Here is a 19,692-nt window from a genome sequence, read left to right on the forward strand (position 1 = left end):
CCGGGGGGCGCCGCTCAGGCACCGGCGCCGGCGGGCCGTGACCGGTGGATGTTCGGTGCTGCGGTGGCATGACCTTGGCAGAGCGGTGCCAGGTGCGGTGATGATGTCCCCGGGCGGGTTTGCGCCGTGGCTGTTTTCCGCCGCGGTGGCCCGACGGTGGGCTGGTCCGTGAAGGGGTGGTTTCTGGTGTTGGGTGCGCTCGGTCTCGACGAGGCCCAGGAATCCGCCTATCGCGCGCTGGTGGCGCTCGGGGCGGCCGAGATACCCGATCTGGCGCACCGGCTGGCGCTTCCGGTGCCGCTCACGGAGCGGGCGCTGCGCCACCTGGAACGGCAGGGGCTGGCCGCCCAGTCCTCGGCGCGGCCGGGCCGGTGGGTGGCGGCGCCGCCGGGGGTGGCGCTGGGGGCGCTGCTGACCCAGCAGCGGCACGAGCTGGAGCAGGCCGAGCTGGCGGCGGCGCTGCTGGCGCAGGAGTACCGGGCGGAGGCGGCCGAGCCGGCGGTGCACGACCTGGTGGAGGTGGTGACCGGGGCGAGTGCGGTGGCGCACCGCTTCGTCCAGCTCCAGCTGGGCGCGGCGGCGGAGGTGTGCGCGCTGGTCACCGGGCAGCCGCAGGTGGTCACGGGGACGGACAACGAGGCCGAGGAGCGGGCGGCGGACCGCGGGGTGGCGTACCGGGTCGTGATCGAGCGGGACGTGCTGGCCCTGCCGAACGGCCTGCTGGAGGCGACCACCGCGCTGGGCCGGGGCGAGCGGGTCCGGGTCACCGACCGGGTGCCGACGAAGCTGGTGGTCGCGGACCGGAACCTGGCGATGGTGCCGCTGACCGGGCGCGGCTCGGCGGAGCCGGCGGCGCTGGTGGTGCACGCGAGCGGACTGCTGGAGTCGCTGATGGGGCTCTTCGAGGCGGTCTGGCGCGACGCGCTGCCGCTGCGGCTCGGGCCGGCCGACACGGTGGCGGAGGAGGGGTCCGTACCGGACACCACGGACCTGCAGGTCCTGTCGCTGCTGCTGTCGGGGATGACGGACGCGAGCGTGGCCAAGCACCTGGACCTGGGGCTGCGCACGGTGCAGCGACGGGTGAAGGGCCTGATGGAGCTGACCGGGGTGACGACGCGGCTGCAGCTGGGGTGGCACGCGTACGAGCGGGGGTGGGTGGCGCGGTAGGGGGCTTACCGGCAGGGGGCGGACCGGGGTGCCCGGGCGGCGTACCGGCCGGTCACGTCGGGTGGCCCGGGGGCCGGGGGTCCGGCACGCTGGGGAAATGGACCTGCCTCAGCAACTCCTGGTGGGGCTGGTGCTGCTGCTCGGCCTGATCGGAGTGCTGATCCCCGGCGTGCCCGGCACGTGGCTGGTCTGGGCGGGGGTCCTGTGGTGGTCCATGCGCGAGCGCACGGGGCTGGCCTGGGTCATCCTGGTCGCCTCGACGGCCCTGCTGCTCTTCATGGACGTGGTCAAGTGGCAGCTGCCTCCGCGCCACCTGCGCGGCACCGGCGCCAGCCGGCGGATGGCGGTGTACGCGGGCTGCGGGGCGCTGCTGGGGTTCTTCCTCGTGCCGGTGGTGGGGGCGGTCCCGGGCTTCATCGGGGGCGTCTACCTGTGCGAGCGGCTGCGGCTCGGCAGCCACGGTGAGGCGGCGGCCTCGACGCGGGTGGTGATGCGGTCGGTGGGCACGAGCGTGCTGGTCGAACTGTTCGCCTGCCTGCTGGTGGCGGGGGCGTGGCTGGGGGCGGTGCTGTGGGGGTGAGGGGGGTGGTGGGGCGTTGCTACCGGGCTGGCGGCCGCGCTCGGCTCGCGCGACCAGGAGCGTTCCGTGCGCCGGCTCGGGCGGGCCGCGCCGGGCTCCCGTACCGTCCCCGAGCCGGCCGTCTTCGACACGCGGGCCTCGGGGACGCGGCCACCACCTCACTGGGGCCCATACGCCTAGGACGCCGGGCCGAGGGAGTCTGCGTCCGTGGTCCGATGCGGGCCGGGGGGCGGCTGGGAGAGGCTGGGGCCATGAGGGCATTCACGGGGTTCACGGAGCAGGAGCGCGCCTACCTGGCGTCGCAGCGGTTGGGGCGGCTCGCCACCGTCGACCCGCACGGGCAGCCGCAGGCCAATCCGGTCGGGTTCTTCCCGCAGGAGGACGGCACCGTCCTGGTCGGCGGCATGCGCATGGGCGACAGCAAGAAGTGGCGCAACCTGGTCGCCAACCCGAGACTGGCGCTGGTGGTCGACGACCTCGCGAGCACCCGGCCCTGGCGCGTGCGGGGCGTCGAGATCCGCGGTCGGGCCGAGCTGCGCACCGGGCCGCACGACCTGGGCCCCGGCTTCAGCCCCGAGGTGATCGTCATCCACCCCGAGCGCGTGCACTCCTGGGGGCTCGGACAGGACTGACCGCCGCCTCAGGACCGTCCTCAGGACCGGCCTCAAGACCGGCCTCAGGATCCCGGCCTCAGGACCGTGCCGTGCCGCCCGGCCCCGCCGCCCGCGCCGATTCCGGTGCGGCGGCGGACCAGGCCAGCAGGACCCGCAGGGCGTCGTGCGCGGGGCTGCCCGGCTCGGCGGTGTACGTGATGAGGGCCTGGTCGGGGTCGTCGGCCGCGCGCAGGGTCTCGTACGCCAGCTCCAGGTCGCCGACCACGGGGTGGTGGAACCCCTTGCGCCCCGAAGTCTTGTCCTGCACCGGATGCTCGGCCCACCAGCGCCGGAACTCCGGGCTGCGCATGGACAGTTCGCCGATCAGCCGGGCCAGCTCCGGGTCGCCGGGGCGGCGGCCGGCCTCCAGGTGGAGGTAGGCGACGTTCTCGCGGGCGCAGGCGGTCCAGTCGGCGTAGAGCTCCCGGGCGGCCGGGTTCAGGAAGGTGTTGCGGGCGATGTTGCGCTCGGCGGGGTCCTGTGCCCCGAAGTCGCCGAGCAGGGCGCTCGCGGCCGGGTTCCAGGCCAGCACGTCCATCCGACGCCCCATCACCAGGGCGGGCACGTCGCGCAGTTCGCCGAGCAGGACGCGCAGGATCGGCCGGGCCTGCTGCACCTCGGCCGCCCGCGGGCGCTCCGCGCCCGCCGCCCCGGCCCGGCCGCCGCCGACGCGGCGGGCCGGACGTCCGAGCAGGTGCAGATGGGCCGTCTCGTCGGCGGTCAGCCGCAGCGCCCGGGCGAGCGCGTCGAGCACCTCGGCCGAGGGGTTCGGTACGCGGTCCTGCTCCATCCGCGTGTAGTAGTCCACGCTGACCCCGGCGAGCTGGGCGATCTCCTCGCGCCGCAGCCCCGCGACCCGGCGTCGACCGCCGTAGTCGGGCAGCGCGACGTCGTCGGGCGTGAGACCGGCGCGCCGGGCGCGCAGGAACGCCCCCAGGCCGGCCGCCGCTGCTCGCATCGTGGATGTCCCCGTCGTCCTGGTCATGCACCGATTGTGGCCCGTACGGCGACCGCGCTGCCTGGTCCTGTCAGGGCCAGGCAGCGAGCCCTCCCGGCCCGGGTGACCCACGAGCGGGGCCACCCGGCACCACGGCAGGCCCTACCCCCAGCGGTCGCTGCGGCCGCCGCGCTTGGCCTCGTAGTTGGCGCGGCCCTCGGCGGACTTGATGCGCCAGTCGCGCCGGATGTCCGCGCGCAACCGGGCGTCGGTCTTGGCCACGATGCGCTGGTTCTCGCGCAGCAGCTTGCGGTAGCTGTCCAGGCGGCGCTCGGGCAGCTCACCGCTGTCGACGGCCGCCAGCACGGCACAGCCCGGCTCCGCATCGTGCGCGCAGTCGTGGAAGCGGCACCGGGCGGCGTAGTCCTCGATCTCCGAGAAGACCTGGCCGACGCCCGATTCGGCGTCCCACAGCCCCACGCCGCGCAACCCCGGCGTGTCGATGAGGACGCCCCCACCGGGCATCAGGAGGAGGTTGCGCGTGGTGGTGGTGTGCCGGCCCTTGCCGTCGACGTCGCGGGTGGCCTGGACCTCCATCACCTCGGCGCCGAGCAGGGCGTTGGCGAGGGTGGACTTGCCGGCGCCGGAGATGCCGAGCAGCACGCTGGTGCCGGTGCCGACGACCGCCCCGAGGACGTCCATGCCCTCGCCCGTCAGCGAGCTGACGGTGAGCACCTGCACGCCGGGGGCGCTGGTCTCCACGTCCTGGACCAGGTGCGCGAGCGTGACGGGGTCCGGGACGAGGTCCGCCTTGGTCAGGACGACCAGCGGCTGGGCCCCGGACTCCCAGGAGTCCGCCGACGTACGCAGCAGTGCCTCGCCGCTCGAACTGGACATCGCGAGCGCGAGGAACCGTTCGATCCGCCCGAGGTCGAGTTCGACCGCGAGCGACACACAGATGACGATGTGATCGATGTTAGTGGCCAGCACCTGACCCTCGGAACGCTTGGACGACGTCGACCGCACGAAGGCGGCCCGGCGAGGGAGGATCGTGCGCGCGTACCGCGGGTCGCCGTCCTCGGGATCGACGGCGACCCAGTCCCCCGTGCACACGACTTTCATCGGGTCATGGGGAACGACGAACGCGGTGTCGGCACGGACGACGCCGTCAGGGGTGGCCACATCACACTGACCGCGATCGACCCGGACGACCCGGCCCGGGACCAGGCCCTGCGCGGCGTACGGGGCGAACTCGGCCTCCCAGCCCTCGTCCCAGCCGTAGACGGCGAGCGGGTGCTGGACAGCGGAAGAGGAAAACGGGTGGAGAGGAGCGTTGGACAAGGGGGACCCTTCGAAGGGTGGCCCCGGCGGCGCGCTCCGAGCGCGCGGATCGAGTGGGTGTCAGCCGGAGACCACAGGGGTGGGAACGATGAACTCCTGAATGCGGGCAGAGCCCGTCACCGTGACAGTCATCAATGTCCTCACCTCCTGCTTTTTCTCAACGAACCAACACCGTGCCCTCGGCAACGACACAGCCGCGCCTTGGAACGAGCAGAACCATAGCCCCACCCCAGGACGCGGCACCACCGATTAAATCCGGGGCCTCACCCGCACGACGCCGACAGCCGGCGGACCAACGTCACGCCGCGAGTCGTACAGCGTCCTGGGCGAAGACCTGGGTCCTGCCGACCTCAACGATCGGCCGCCTGTAGCTCACGGCGATCCCGGAGCGCGTGGTGAATTCCACCAGTCCATACCGCAGCACACCCATGGCCGGAACGGCCGCCGCGTTCAGGGTTGAAGCCAACATGGGCAGCTCGGCAGCGAGTTCCCATGAAGTCGATACGAGGGAGAACACACCCAGCTCGGGAAGGTCCGCCAGCCGGAAGCCGATTCGGACCTCCGGCGTCGGCCCGCGACCCGCCTGGGCTGCCGCCTTGCGGTCAGCCAGGCTCGCCGGACATCCACACAGCGATCCACGTGCGCCCGCTGGCTCCAGGAACCGAGTTCCATCACAGACATGGAAGGTCTCACCAGCTCCGCGCATCACCATGCGAAGCGAGACGGCCCCGCGGCCATCCAGCAAGACAGGGATGTGATCGCGGCGAGTCAGGACCTCGGCGACATGCTCGTCGCCGGCGTCCAACATCTGCGGCACACCTCCATAGAACCCACCCACAGCGTCAGCGACCGCAGGATTCTCCGTTGTAACGCGCCACGCCGACACCGCAATGGGCTTTCCAACTCGCTGTCGTGCCACATGGAATCGGCCCACGGGATCCGACGCGGATACGTGTGGCAGATCCGCCCTGGCGTCGTCGAGCTTCCGATCCCGACTGGGGCTGTAATGCGGGTAGGGAGCCATGACCTTCCTCCGGCAGCGCGATGTTCAGAGGCTCCAAGGATCCGATGCCCTCGCCGGTTGGCGTAGCCGGAATTCACGTGTAGAGAGACGCCGGCTCGCACGTCATGAGGTCCGAGCAAGGTCTGACTCAGTTGCCCCAACCGCACCCTCAGCGACACCCCACCCGCGCATCCACGCACTACGCGACCATGAGTGATCGCGCTACGTAGTGCCTCGTCGCAGTGCCCCACGAGTCGCCCCGGTCTACCGCACGATGCCGGTGACGCTGGCGTAAGACCGCTGCGACCTGGTTGCCGCGCGTCCGGGGCGACGTGACAGAGCAGACTTCCGACCAGTCCGTTGACAACGTCAACGCGAGTGTGTGAATCTCGTCAACACGTGAAGGTGTACGCTCCGTGCAGGACGTGCCCACCTTGCATGCGACGGGTGAAACGGGGGAAGGCGAGTGGACCCGGTGACGGTCAACGGACGATTCCGGATCACGGGGATCGTAGGGCGCGGGAACATGGGCGAGGTACACCGCGCCGAGGACCGGCAGGCCGCCCCGGACTCCCCACACCGGGAGGTCGCGGTCAAGACCGTGTTGCGCGGCCGAACCGGAGTCGCGATTGACGCATCGGGGTCCGGCAAGGAGATCGACCGCTTCCGCCGCGAAGTGCGGATCATGCGCATGCTCTCCCAGGGCCACCCGAACCTCACCCGGCTGATCGACGGCGGCGTCGACGACCAGCCGGGTGGCAGCGGTCTGCCCTACCTGGCCATGGAGCTGCTCGACGGTCACCCGCTCGCGGACCTCATCGACGAGGAGCCCCAGCTTCCGGTCTCCTGGGTCGCCGCCATCGGGGCACAGATCGTCGCCGGACTCGCCGCCGCGCACACGGCCGGGGTAGTCCACCGCGACCTGAAGCCCGCCAATGTGATGCTAACCAGCGATGGCACCGTCAAGATCCTCGACTTCGGCATGGGCTCGATCGTCGACGACCCCGACCAAACCCGGCTGACCAGCACCGGCGTCAGCGTCGGCACGGCCCGCTACATGGCACCCGAGCAGTTCCGGGCCGAACGCGTCACCGCGCTCGCCGACCTCTACGCGCTCGGCTGCATTCTGTACGAACTACTGGTCGGACAGCCGCCGTTCTCCGCCCGGACCCCGTACGAGCTCTCCGAGCAGCACCAGCACGCGCGGCCGCCGCTGCTCACCCTGGTGCGCCCGGACCTGCCCGCTGAGCTGGTCCGCCTGGTGGACCGCCTGCTCGAGAAGGAAGCCGAACTGCGACCCGAGAACGCCGCCCTGCTCCGTGACGTGCTGGTCCCGCTCGCGTTCGCGCCGGACGACACGGCCGCTCTGCTTGCCCCGCACTGGCAGGTGATGGACCCGGTGGCCCGGCTGCGGGCCCTGCTCCCCGAGCGCACCTCGGCGGCGCCCGCTCCCGTGCCGCGCAGAGAGCCGCGCCTGCCCGAGACGATGGACGTCTTCGGCATCCACGCCGACCTGATCAGCGAGTACGAGAGCTTCACCAAGAGCGCGACGGTGATCCGGGACGCCCGGATCGCCGGCTTCGTCGAGGACGACATGGCGGCGAAGTCGCAGTGGCCCGACCCGTGGTTGTCGCTGAACCCGTTCTTCGCCGACGGAGGCAAGGTCACCGACCTCGTGCGGGACGGCATCCTGCATCCCAAGTGCGCGGAGATCTTCCAGGCGGGCAAGAAGGAGAGCTCACGGCGCCCGGACGGGCGCCCGCTGACCTTCCATCTCCACCAGCGGCAGGCGATCGAAGCCGCGCAGGCGGGCGATTCCTATGTGCTGACGACCGGTACGGGCTCCGGCAAGTCCCTGTCGTACATCGTCCCGATCGTGAACCACGTCCTGAAGGAGCGTCAGGCAGGCGGCGCGGGGGGCCGGGTGCGCGCGATCGTGGTGTACCCGATGAACGCGCTGGCGAACTCGCAGCTGATGGAGCTGGAGAAGTACCTGCGTCACGGATTCGGGGCGGGGAACGAGCCGGTCACCTTCGCCCGGTACACCGGCCAGGAGTCCGAGGAGCAGCGGCGAGAGCTGCGCAAGAACCCGCCGGACATCTTGCTGACGAACTACGTGATGCTGGAGCTGATGCTGACCCGGCCGGACGACCGGTCGAGTCTCATCCGCATGGCCGACGGACTGCAGTTCCTCGTCTTCGACGAGTTGCACACCTACCGGGGCAGGCAGGGTGCGGACGTGGCGTTCCTGATCCGCCGGGTCCGCGAGGCCTGCCGGGCCTCGGCGACCCTTCAGTGCATCGGCACCTCGGCCACCATGTCCACCGAGGGAACCTGGGAGAATCAGCGGCGCGAGGTGGCCAAGGTCGCCGGCCGGTTGTTCGGCACGACGGTGCTGCCGAAGCGTGTCATCGGCGAGACCCTGATCCGGGCCACCGAGGAGGCGCCGGTGACGGTGCCCGCCGAACGGCTGCGGGTGCCGGCGGCGCCCCGTTCCTACGAGGCGCTCACGAAGGACTCGCTGGCGCGTTGGCTGGAGTCGCGGTTCGGTCTGGAGCGCGAGGAGGGCACAGGGCGGTTCCGGCGCTGTGCCCCGGGGACCGTCGAGGACGCGGCGGCCGAGCTCGCCGCGGAGTCCGGGGTGGCCGAGGAGAGCGTGCGCGAGGCGATCCGCACCACGCTGGAGGCGGGTTCGCAGGCGAAGAATCCGATGACCGAGCGGCCGCTGTTCGCCTTCCGGCTGCACCAGTTCCTCTCGAAGGGCGACACGGTCTACACGACCCTCGAGGATCCGCTCAGCCGCCCGCTCACCCGCACCTACCAGCTGGAGCAGCCCGGCAGCGACGGCAAGCCGCTGTTCCCGCTGGCGTTCTGTCGTGAGTGCGGCCAGGAGTACCTGACGGTCTGGCGCACCGAGGAGAGCGGGGCGTTCCGGTACGAGCCGCGCCGGGACACCTCCGCCTCCGGGGGCCGGGACGGTGAGGGGTACCTGTACCTGGGCATGCCCGGGGAGGACTACGAGTGGCCGGCCGATCCGCAGACGGCCGTGGACGACCGCAGGTTGCCGGAGTCGTGGCTCGAGACGGACGCGCAGGGCGTAACCGCCGTCAAGAAGTCCTACCGGCCCCGGGTGCCCAAGCGGGTCGTCGTGGACGGGTTCGGAAACGAGTCGGGCGAGGGTCTGGTGGCGGCGTTCGTCCCGGCGCCGTTCCTGTTCTGCGTGCACTGCCAGGTCTCGTACGAGCAGACCCGCGGCCGGGACTTCGCCAAGCTGGCCACGCTGGACCAGGAGGGCCGTTCCTCGGCCACCTCGCTGATCTCCGCGTCGATCGTGAAGTCCCTGCGGGCGGTGCCGGAGGAGAGCCTCGGCAAAGAGGCGCGCAAGCTCCTCACCTTCGTCGACAACCGGCAGGACGCCTCGCTCCAGGCGGGCCACTTCAACGACTTCGCGCAGGTCACCCAGTTGCGTGGTGCTCTCTACCAGGCCGCCGTGCAGGCGGGCGAGGAAGGCCTGCACCACGACGAGCTGGCCGAGGCGGTGACCGAGGTGATGGGTCTCTCGCCGCGCGAGTACGCGGAGGGCAGGGCCTTGGCTCCCTCGATGGAGCGTCGTGCGACGAAGGCCTTCCGAGACGTCGTGGGCTACCGGCTCTACCGGGACCTGGAGCGCGGCTGGCGCATCACGATGCCGAACCTGGAGCAGACGGGCCTGCTGCGGATCGACTACGAGGACCTAGGCTGGATCGCCGCTCAGCCGGACCGCTGGCAGCCCGCGCACGCCGTCCTGCGCCAGGCCGACCCCGCGCTGCGCGAGGAGGTCGCCCGTACGCTACTCGACTACATGCGGCGTGCCCTCGCCATCGACGTGCAGTACTTCCGCGACGACTTCGACACACTGCTGCGGGCGAGCGAGGAGCGCCTCACCGGGCCGTGGGTCCTGAGCGAGGGCGACCGGCCCGCCGTCGGCACTGCCTACCCGTACGGTTCGAAGCCGGGTATGGAACGCTCGGCGCTGTTCCTGTCGGCGCGCGGCAAGTTCGGCAAGTACCTCCGGCGCAACATGCCCGAACTGCGTACCCTGCCGCTGGACGACGTCCAGGTCGTCATCGAGGACCTGCTGAAGGTGCTGCTCGACGCGGAGCTGGTGCGCGAGGTGGAGGCGGCCCCCGAGCACGCCGGCCCCGCCTACCGCCGTCGGACGGCCGAGAAGCGCACCGGCTACCGGGTGTCGGCCGCCGCCCTGATCTGGCGTGCCGGCAGCGGTGAGCGGGGCGCGGTCGACCCGCTGGCTCGCACGTACAGCAGCGGGGAGGGCCCGCGCGTCAACCCGTTCTTCCGCGACCTGTACCGGACGGCTGCGGCCGAGCTGGCCGGCCTGTTCGCCCGGGAGCACACGGCGCAGGTCACCCCGGAGGACCGGCTGGAGCGGGAGGGCCGGTTCCGCACGGCGGAGCTGCCCCTGCTGTACTGCTCGCCGACGATGGAGCTGGGTGTCGACATCTCCTCGCTCAACGCTGTGCTGATGCGCAATGTGCCGCCGACCCCGGCGAACTACGCGCAGCGCTCGGGCCGGGCGGGCCGTTCCGGCCAACCCGCCCTGGTGACCACGTACTGCGCAACGGGCAACAGCCACGACCAGTACTACTTCCGCCGCTCCCAGGACATGGTGGCCGGGCAGGTAGCGCCGCCGCGTCTGGACCTCGCCAACGAGGACCTGGTCCGGTCCCACATCCAGGGCATCTGGCTCGCGGAGACGGGGATGAAGCTGGGCGTCGCGATCCCGGACGTAGTCGACGTGGCCTACGACCCCGACGGCAGCGACCGCCCCGACCCGCAGATGCTGCTGCCGCTCCTCCCACATATCCGCGACCTGTCGTTGGACAAGGGCGCCCGCCGGCGCGCGGTCGCTGCGGCCCGTACCGTCCTCGCCCCGCTGATCAAGGACTTCGCGGACACCACCTGGTGGTACGACGAGTGGATCGAGGACCGGATCGAGCGGGCCCCGCAGCGGTTCGACGACTCCTTCGACCGCTGGCGCGAGCTGTTCCGGGCGGCCGTCGTCGACCAGTACGAGCAGAACAAGCGGGTCGTCGACCACACCCTCTCGCAGGGCGAGCAGGGCCGGGCGCGCACCCGGCGCCGCGAGGCGGAGACGCAGGCGAACCTGCTGCTGAACCGCTCGTCGGACAGCAAGTCGGTAATGAGCGACTTCAACCCGTACCGCTACCTCGCGTCCGAGGGCTTCCTGCCCGGCTACAGTTTCCCGCGGCTTCCGCTGGCCGCGTACATCCCGCGCTCCGGCAACCGCCGCAACGCCGACGGCGACTATCTGCAGCGTCCCCGGTTCCTCGCGATCCGGGAGTTCGGCCCCGGCGCGCTCATCTACCACGAGGGTGCCCGCTACCAGGTCACCCGCGTGCAGCTGCCGCCGGACGCCTCGGGGGACCTGGCGACGGCGGAGGCGCGGCGCTGCGACGGCTGCGGCTACCACTACGCCGTCAAGCCCGGCGTAGACAGGTGCACGATGTGCCACGAGGAGCTGCGGAGCAAGCGCACCGGCCTGCTCCATCTCCACACCGTGTACACCACGCCGCGCGAGCGGATCTCCTCCGACGAGGAGGAGCGCCGGCGGGCGGGTTTCCGTCTGGAGACCTCGTATGCGTTCCAGGACCACGGGGCCCGCAAGGGACGGCTCACCTCGCATGTCACCGACGTCGACGGCGCGCCCGTCCTCAACCTGGACTACGGCGACTCCGCGACCGTCCGCATCACCAACCTCGGCCGCGTACGGGACAAGGAGGGCGAGCCGGACGGCTACTGGCTGGACCTGGGCGACGGCCGCTGGCTCAACGACCGGGCCGCCGCGGACGCCATCGAGGGCACCGGCATGCCGGTGGTCGACGAGGACGGCAACGAGAAGCGCCGCAAGAAGCGGGTCCTGCCCTATGTGGAGGACCGCCGTAACATCCTTGTGGTCACCCTGGACGAGCCGCAGCCCGAGCCGGTGGCCCTGTCGTTCCTGTACGCGCTGGAGCGGGGCATCGAGGCCGCGTTCGAGCTGGAGGACTCGGAGCTGACCGCGGAGCTGTTGCCCCCGGACGATGGCCCGCGCCGCCACATGCTGTTCACGGAGGCCGCCGAGGGCGGCGCCGGCGTGCTGCGCCGGATCCAGCACGACAAGGACGCCCTCGCCAGGGCTGCCCGCACCGCACTGGAGATCTGCCACTTCGACCCGGACACTGGCGAGGACCGCGGCGGGCCGACGGACAACGAGAAGTGTGCCCGCGGCTGCTACGCCTGCCTGCTGACCTACGCCAACCAGGCGCACCATCGCCAGCTGAGCCGGCACGCCGCTCACCCGCTGCTGGTGCGGCTGACCGATGCCCGCACCGAGCGGGAGGACCGCGGCGAGTCCCGCAGCGAACAGTTCCGCCGGCTTGCTCCCGCAGTCAGCAGCGGGGACGCCGCCTCTGAGAGCGTCTCACTGACCTCGGTGGAGGCGGATCTGGCTGCCCTCGTCGCACAAGGCGATCTGCTCGGCTGGCTGCGGGCGAAGGGCTACCGGCTGCCGGACGAGGTCAACGTCCTCGTGCAGGAGGCGGGGGCGTGCCCCGATCTGGTGTTCCGCCTGGACGGTGCCAACCTCGCCGTGTTCGTCGATCTCCCCGGCCGCACGGCCGACTCCACCCGCGACGTCGAGGCCGGGTACCGCCTGGAGGACGTTGGCTGGGACGTCCTGCGCTTCCCGACGGACGCGGACTGGGACACCATCACGGACAACAACGCCGCCTATTTCCACCTCCGTTGATCGCCTCACCGGCTCCCGACCATTAGGAACTGAGACATCTCATGAGCCTCACGTACACAGCCGGCTCCCTGGTCGCCGCCCGCGGCCGGGAATGGGTGGTCCTGCCCGAGAGCGCCCCCGACATGCTGGTGCTGCGCCCGCTGGGCGGCAGCGAGGACGACGTCGCGGCCGTCTTCCCCGCCTTCGAGGACGTACGCCCCGCCGAGTTCGCGGCGCCGAGCCCGGCCGACCTGGGCGACCAGCGCGCCGCCGGCCTGCTCCGCACGGCACTGCGCATCGGGTTCCGGTCGGGTGCGGGCCCGTTCCGCTCCTTGGCGTCGATCGCTGTGGAACCCCGCGCCTACCAGCTGGTCCCGCTGCTGATGGCGTTGCGGCAGCGCAATGTGCGACTGCTGATCTCCGACGACGTCGGTATCGGCAAGACGGTCGAGGCGGGTCTGATCGCCAAGGAGCTCCTCGCCCAGGGCGAGGCGACCCGGCTGGCCGTGCTGTGCTCCCCGGCGCTGGCCGAGCAGTGGCAAGGCGAGCTGCGGGAGAAGTTCGGCATCGACGCCGAACTCGTTCTGGCCTCCACGGTGTCGCGCCTGGAGCGCGGTCTGGAGCTGGGCCAGTCCCTGTTCGACAAGCACCCGTTCACGATCATCTCGACGGACTTCATCAAGTCGACCCGTCACCGTGAGGACTTCGTACGGCACTGCCCCGACCTGGTGATCGTCGACGAGGCTCACACATGCGTGGCCGCAGACGACGCCGCACAGGGTTCTGCGTCGTCGCCGTCCTCCTCTTCGAACCAGCTCCGCTACGAGCTGCTGCGGAGGATCTCCGCCGACGCCGACCGTCACCTGCTGCTACTGACCGCGACGCCGCACTCCGGCAAGGAGTCCGCGTTCCGCAATCTGCTCGGCCTGGTGCGCCCCGAACTGGCGACTGTGAACCTGGAAGCCCCGGCGGGGCGGGCGAAGCTCGCCGAGCACTTCGTGGCGCGCAAGCGCGCCGATGTCCGCGACTACCTCACCAAGGAGGACGGCCTCGCCGACGACTCCCTGGCCGAGCGGACCGCCTTCCCGTCCGACCGCTGGATGAAGGACGAGCCGTACAAGCTGACCCCGGCCTACCGGGCTCTGCTCGACGACGCCATCGCTTACGCCAGGGACCGCGTCGAGGCGGCCGGCGAGCAGGGCAAGCGGGAGGCCCGTATCGCATGGTGGTCGGTAATCGCGCTGCTTCGCTCGATGGTGTCTTCGCCGGCGGCCGCTGCGCAGACCCTGAAGACCCGCTCCGAGTCCGCCGCCGCCCGTACGGCGCACGAAGCGGACGTCCTGGGCGCCCCGGTGGGGGCCGACTCCACGGACAACGACCGGCTGGAAGGCATGGACGTCGCTCCGGGTGCCGCCGAGACGGAGGATGCCGGTGCCCGGCTGCTGGAACTCGCCGAGCGGGCCGCACAGCTCGTCGGCCCGGCCGAGGACGCGAAACTGAAGGCGCTCACCCGCCATCTGAAGAACCTGATCGCCGAGGGCTACCACCCGATCGTCTTCTGCCGCTACATCCCCACGGCCGAGTACCTGGCCGAGCAGCTCGACGGCAAGCTTGGCAAGAAGACGAAGATCGCCGCCGTGACCGGCACCCTCTCCCCGCAGCAGCGCCTGGAACGCATCGAGCAGCTCGCCGCCGAGGCCGCTGAGGAGGGCGGCGACCCGGCCGTCCGCCGCGTGCTGATCGCCACCGACTGCCTCTCCGAGGGCGTCAATCTCCAGCACCACTTCGACGCAGTCGTCCACTATGACCTGGCCTGGAACCCGACCCGCCACGACCAGCGCGAGGGCCGCGTCGACCGCTACGGCCAGAAGCGCGACCAGGTCCGTGTCATCACCATGTACGGCGAGGACAACGGCATCGACGGGAAGGTCCTGGAGGTGCTGTTCAAGAAGCACCGGCAGATCAAGAAGGACCTGGGTATCTCTGTCTCCGTCCCCGACGAGACCGCCTCCGGCGTCACCGACGCCGTCGTGGAGTGGCTGCTGCTGCACGGACGGCAGGGCAGCCAGGAGAGCCTGTTCGAAATGGACACCCACCAGGAGTCCTTCGACCGCATCGAGCGCGAGTGGAGCTCGGCCGCCGAGAGGGAGAAGACCTCCCGCTCCAAATACGCCCAGCGCGCCATCCACCCCGAGGAGGTGGCCCGCGAGGTCGCCGCCGTGCGGGCCGCACTCGGCGGCGCCGAGGAGGTCCGCGACTTCGCCCTCGAGGCGCTGCGCGACCTGGACGCGCTGGTCCGCGACCCGCGCGACGGCAGCGGCAACTTCACCGCCCAGGTCGGTGGCACCCCGGCCGGCCTGCGGGACGCGCTCGCCGCCACGCTCGGCAACCGGCTCGTCGAGGAGGACCGCGAGATCCCGTTCCGCAGCACTCCGGCGATCGCCCGCGGCGAGGCGGCGCTGGTTCGCACCGACCCGGCGATCGGGGCCATCGCCTCGTACGTCCTGGACTCGGCGCTGGACGTGGACACCCTCGGCCCCCGCCCGGCCCGCCGCTGCGGTGTGGTCACCACGGACGCAGTCATCACCCGCACCACGCTCCTCCTGGTCCGCTATCGCTTCCACCTCACCCTGCCGTCCCGCACAGGCGAGCGACAGGTGGTCGCCGAGGACGCCCGTCTGCTCGCCTACGAGGGCATGCCGTCACGGGCCCGTTGGCTGGACGCCGACGCGGCCACCGCCCTCCTCGCGGCCCGCGCCACCACCAACACACACGAGCAGTCGGCCCGCAACCACATCACCCGCACCCTGGACGGCCTGCCGGACCTGTCCGCGCACCTCACCGAGTACGGCAAAAGCCTGGCCTCCGAACTCGATACCTCGCACCGCCGGGTCCGCAAGGCCAACGAGGAGATCGTCCGCGGCCTGAAGGTCGTCCCGCAGGAACCCGCCGACGTCCTCGGTGTGTACGTCTATCTGCCGCAGCAGCCCGTTTCCATCTCGTCGGGAGCCGAAGCCTGATGTCCGCCGCCACCCGCACCGCCCTGGCCTTCACCGCCGTCACCACGGTCGGCGGCCTGCTCCCCGCCGACATGCTGCTGCGCATCGCCGAGGCGCGGAACCTGCCGGGCACCAAGCCCGCCGACTACGGCCTGCCCGCCTCGGTACCCGTGCGCGACGAGGCCGAGCGCGCCTGGGAGTACCTCAAGCCGCTCTGGCGCGACCTGCGCGCCGCCCTGCCCGCCGACCCCATCACCGGCGCGCCCGCCGCCGACCCTGTCGGCCGGGCCGGCACCGACTGGCTCGCGCAGCTCTTCCGGAAGCTGGACTTCGGTGCGCTGACGGAGGTCGGCGCGGCGGGCATCGCGGCCGACTCCGACCCGGAGAAGCGGTTCCCGATCTCCCACCGCCACGGCCCGGCCTTGGTCCACCTGATCCCCTGGAACCAGGAACTGGACAAGCGCCCGACGGCCAGCCAGGTCCCCGCCCAGTCCATGCTCCAGGACTGCCTCAACCGCACCGAGGTCCACCTGTGGGCAGTCCTCACCAACGGCCGCCGCCTGCGCCTGCTGCGCGACTCCTCGTCCTTCGCCACGGCCGCCTACGTTGAGTTCGACCTGGAAGCCATCTTCGACGGCGAGCTGTTCAGCGAGTTCGTGCTGCTGTACTGCGTGCTGCACGCCTCCCGGTTCATGGTGGCGGAGGGGGCGGCGGCTTCAGGGTGCTGGCTGGAGAAGTGGCGGACGGTCGCCATCGAGTCTGGCAGCCGGGCGCTCGACCACTTCCGCGACGGCGTCCAGGCGGCCCTCACCGTGCTCGGCACCGGATTCCTGAGCCACCCGCACAACGACAAGCTCCGCGAGCACCTGGACGTCCACGCCTTCCAGACGGCGCTACTTCGGCTCGTCTACCGCATGATCTTCCTCTTCGTCGCCGAGGACCGAGGCGCCCTGCTGGACCCCGAGACGGACGAATTGACCCGCGAGCGCTTCACCCGCTACTTCTCGACCGCTCGGCTTCGCCGCCATGCCCTGCGCCGCCTGGGCACCGCCCACGACGATCAGTACCGTGCCCTGGAGCTGCTGATCGAGGCGCTGGGCTCCGAGGAAGGCCGCCCTGAGCTGGGTCTGAAGGGACTCGGCGGCCTCTTCAACGACACGCCCGCCGACGAGCCCCTGCGCGGTGCGCGGCTGGCCAACCGCCGTTTGTTCGAGGCCGTCAAACACCTGGCCCGCGTGCGCGACGCGGGCTCCGCCCGCTGGCGTCCCGTCGACTACCAGCGCATGGGCGCCGAAGAACTCGGCTCGGTGTACGAGGCCCTGCTGGAGCTGGTCCCGAAGCACAGCGCCGCCGACCGCACCTTTGAACTGGTTGACCGCATCGGCAACGACCGTAAGAAGACTGGCAGTTACTACACCCCGACCGCGCTCACCGAGACCCTGCTCGACTCGACGCTGAACCCGGTGATAGACGACGCCGTCAAGCGCGGCGAGCAGAACGCGAGCGCCAACGGACGTCCCGACCCCGCCGACATGATCGTCGAGGAACTCCTCTCCCTCACGGTCTGCGACCCCGCGTGCGGGTCGGGGCACTTCCTGGTGGGTGCGGCCCGTCGTATCGCCAAGCGCGTCGCGGCGGTGCGCGAGCGCAACCCCGAGCCCACGGCCGAGGCAGTGCGCCACGCCCTTCACGAGGTCGTCGAGCGCTGCGTGTACGGCGTGGACCTCAACCCCATGGCGGTCGAGCTGGCCAAGGTGTCCCTGTGGCTGGAGGCCATGGAGCCCGGCCGCCCCCTCGGGTTCCTCGACGCGCACATTAAGCACGGCAACGGCCTGATCGGGGCGACCCCTGCCCTGATGCGGGACGGCATCCCGGACAAGGCATTCAAGAAGGCCGAGGGCGACGACGAGGCCTGGGCAAGGTCGCTGCTCAACCGCAATGCTCTGGAACGCGAAGGCCAGGGCGGCCTGTTCGAGATCGAGACCGAGACGAAGGTCGCCAACACCTCCTTTGCCCACGGGCTGCGCCGTATCACCGCGTCCCCAGCCGACAGCCTTACCGACGTCCGCCGCAAGGAGGCCGCCTACCGCGACTGGGAGACGTCGGCCGAGTACCTGCGTGCCCTGCACCTGGCGGACGCGTGGTGCGCGGCGTTCGTCTGGGTCAAGCGCGAGGACGCGCCGCCGGCCATCACACACAAGGTTTTCCGGGGGCTGGAGGACGCCGACGGTAACGCTGCGTCGCAGTCGACGCACGACGAGATCGTGCGCCTGCGCGACCAGTACGCCTTCTTCCACTGGCACCTGGAGTTCCCCGAGATCTTCGCGGTTCCGGAGGACGGTGACGCGTCGGCCTACACGGGCGCTGTCGACCCGGCCACGGGGTGGAACGGCGGCTTCACGTGCGTGGTGGGCAACCCGCCGTGGGACAAGGTCGACTTCCACGACAAGCAGTACTTCAGCGTGGTAGCCCCTGAGATCGCAGACATCTCCGGCACGGCCCGCCGTACCCGCATCGCCGAGTGGGAGGAAGAGAACCCCGAGGCCGGAGAGCAGTACCGCCAGGCTCGGCGCGCGATCAAGGGGACGTTCCACTTCGTGGGGGACTCGGGGGTTTTCCCGCTGTGCGCGAAGGGGTTGACGGTCAAGGGCGTTAACTCCCTCCAGACGGACCAGCTCTTCGCTGAGCGAATGGCGAACGTGGTCGCGCCCCAGGGACGCTTCGGCCTGATCCTGCCGACGGCGGTTGCCACGGGTGCGAGCTCCCAGTACCTGTTCGGTGACTTCGCTCGGCGGGGGGTTCTGGCGTCGCTGTACGACTTCGAGAACCGCCGCCCGAAATCGCCCGCGCTGCCCCAGGGCGGCAGGTGGTTCGAGAGCGTGCACGCCAGCTACAAGTTCTGCCTGTTCACCCTCACTGGCCACGCCGCGCGCGCGGACGCCAGCCGCGTCGGCTTCTTCCTGTCCGACATCACAGACCTGGAAGACCCGAACCGGGTGTTCGCCTTGGACCCCGAGGACCTGGCTCGGATCAACCCGAACACGGGCACTCTGCCGGTGTTGCGCACGCAGCGCGACGCAGACATCACGGCCGGCGTCTACCGGCGCGTGCCGGTGCTGTGGAACGGGGGACGCCAGGACGGCAACGCGTGGGCCATGTCCTTCAAGCGCCTCTTCGACATGACCGACGACTCCGACCTGTTCCGCAGCCGCGAAAGGCTTGAGTCCGAGGGGTGGGAACTGCAGGGCAACGTCTTCGAGCGAGGCGGGGAGCGGATGCTGCCCTTGTATGAGGCGAAGATGGTGGACTTCTTCAACCACCGCGCTGCCGATGTCGTGAAAAGCCCGACCGCCGTCAACCGCCAGAATCAGCCCAGGTACCTGCCCGCCGAGGAGCTGCAAGACCCCGCGCGTCTGGCTCTGCCGCTCAACTGGATTCAGCGAGACGGAACGATCCCCACTCGACGTAACAACAAGGACATCCATGTCAAGGGGGTCGAGCTACGCCTCGCTGAGGAGGGGTGGGACCACGACTGGCTCTGCGGGTGGTGCGACGTCACCGCCTCAACCAACGAGCGCACCGCCATCCCCGCCTTCCTCCCACGTACGGCCGTCGGCAACACCTACACCCTGATGCTCCCCCGCGTCGCACCCCCGCTGGTCGCGGCTATGGTCGCCACCCAGTCTTCGCTTGTCTTCGACTTCGTGAGTCGCCAGAAGATCAGTGACGCTCACATGAAACCGTTCATCTGGAAACAGCTCCCCGTCCCCACCCCCACCACCCTCCAACCACACCTCCCCTTCCTCCTCCCCCGTGTCCTCGAACTCGTTTACACCGCCTACGACATGACCCCCCTTGCCCGCGACTTGGGCGACGAGGGCGAACCGTTCAGATGGCACGACGACCGTCGTGCCCAGCTGCGTGCCGAGTTGGACGCTTACTTCTTCCACCTGTACGGGATCTCCCGCGAGGACACCGACTACATCCTGGAGTCCTTCCAATCGGCGTCGGGCGGCCTCAAGAACAACGAGAACGCCAAGTTCGGCGAGTACCGCACCAAGCGCCTCGTCCTCGCCGAATACGACCGCATGGCCGCCGCCGGCCTGACCCTGGAGGCCCCGCTCACCGAGGGTGAGTCCAGCGCCTACTGCTCCGTCCTCACCCCGCCCCCCGGCCAGGGCCCCCGCCACCCCGCCTGACCACGTCAGGTCAAAGGCCGGCCCTG

9 protein-coding genes are annotated in these 19,692 nt (G+C 70.8%); 6 read left to right on the forward strand and 3 right to left on the reverse strand.

Features of this window, described 5'->3' with window-relative positions:
- The first annotated feature begins 186 nt into the window (after positions 1-186).
- The 3 genes from IF43_RS0106965 (at position 187) to IF43_RS0106975 (ending at position 2,379) form a co-directional block, all read left to right on the forward strand.
- Positions 187-1,167, forward strand: a complete 981-nt coding sequence (locus tag IF43_RS0106965; protein WP_030195493.1) for a helix-turn-helix domain-containing protein — start codon at positions 187-189, stop codon at positions 1,165-1,167.
- Positions 1,168-1,264: 97 nt separating this feature from the next.
- On the forward strand, positions 1,265-1,747 hold the full coding sequence (locus IF43_RS0106970; RefSeq protein ID WP_030195494.1) for a DUF456 domain-containing protein: 483 nt from the start codon (positions 1,265-1,267) through the stop codon (positions 1,745-1,747).
- A gap of 251 nt (positions 1,748-1,998) precedes the next feature.
- The gene (locus tag IF43_RS0106975; protein WP_030195495.1) at positions 1,999-2,379 is read left to right on the forward strand and encodes a PPOX class F420-dependent oxidoreductase; all 381 of its coding nucleotides are present in this window, start codon (positions 1,999-2,001) and stop codon (positions 2,377-2,379) included.
- Positions 2,380-2,437: 58 nt separating this feature from the next.
- Here IF43_RS0106975 and IF43_RS0106980 read toward each other — a convergent pair whose 3' ends face one another.
- The 3 genes from IF43_RS0106980 to IF43_RS0106990 form a co-directional block, all read right to left on the reverse strand.
- A complete protein-coding gene (locus tag IF43_RS0106980) occupies positions 2,438-3,385 on the reverse strand; it encodes a helix-turn-helix domain-containing protein (protein ID WP_063753278.1) in 948 nt (315 codons plus the stop codon).
- 114 nt (positions 3,386-3,499) lie between these two features.
- Positions 3,500-4,678: a ribosome small subunit-dependent GTPase A gene (gene rsgA, locus IF43_RS0106985; RefSeq protein ID WP_030195498.1), complete on the reverse strand. Its 1,179-nt coding sequence runs from the start codon at positions 4,676-4,678 to the stop codon at positions 3,500-3,502.
- A gap of 298 nt (positions 4,679-4,976) precedes the next feature.
- Entirely contained in the window at positions 4,977-5,702 is a 726-nt protein-coding gene (locus IF43_RS0106990) for a hypothetical protein (protein WP_234331980.1), read from the reverse strand.
- Positions 5,703-6,147: 445 nt separating this feature from the next.
- Between IF43_RS0106990 and IF43_RS0106995 the strand changes: the two genes are divergently transcribed.
- Genes IF43_RS0106995 through IF43_RS0107005 form a run of 3 tightly spaced genes read left to right on the forward strand, consistent with a single transcriptional unit; the run spans position 6,148 to position 19,666 of the window.
- Positions 6,148-12,489, forward strand: coding sequence for a protein kinase (locus IF43_RS0106995; protein WP_030195503.1), 6,342 nt, complete (start codon positions 6,148-6,150; stop codon positions 12,487-12,489).
- Positions 12,490-12,530: 41 nt separating this feature from the next.
- Positions 12,531-15,488 (forward strand): DEAD/DEAH box helicase, encoded by a 2,958-nt coding sequence (locus IF43_RS0107000; protein ID WP_030195504.1) that lies wholly within the window; start codon positions 12,531-12,533, stop codon positions 15,486-15,488.
- Entirely contained in the window at positions 15,488-19,666 is a 4,179-nt protein-coding gene (locus IF43_RS0107005) for a DNA methyltransferase (protein WP_030195505.1), read from the forward strand. The genes IF43_RS0107000 and IF43_RS0107005 overlap by 1 nt, the downstream gene beginning before the upstream one ends.
- Positions 19,667-19,692 lie beyond the last annotated feature (26 nt).

The organism is Streptomyces sp. NRRL S-87 (genome assembly GCF_000719335.1).
In the GTDB taxonomy this organism is placed as follows: domain Bacteria; phylum Actinomycetota; class Actinomycetes; order Streptomycetales; family Streptomycetaceae; genus Streptomyces.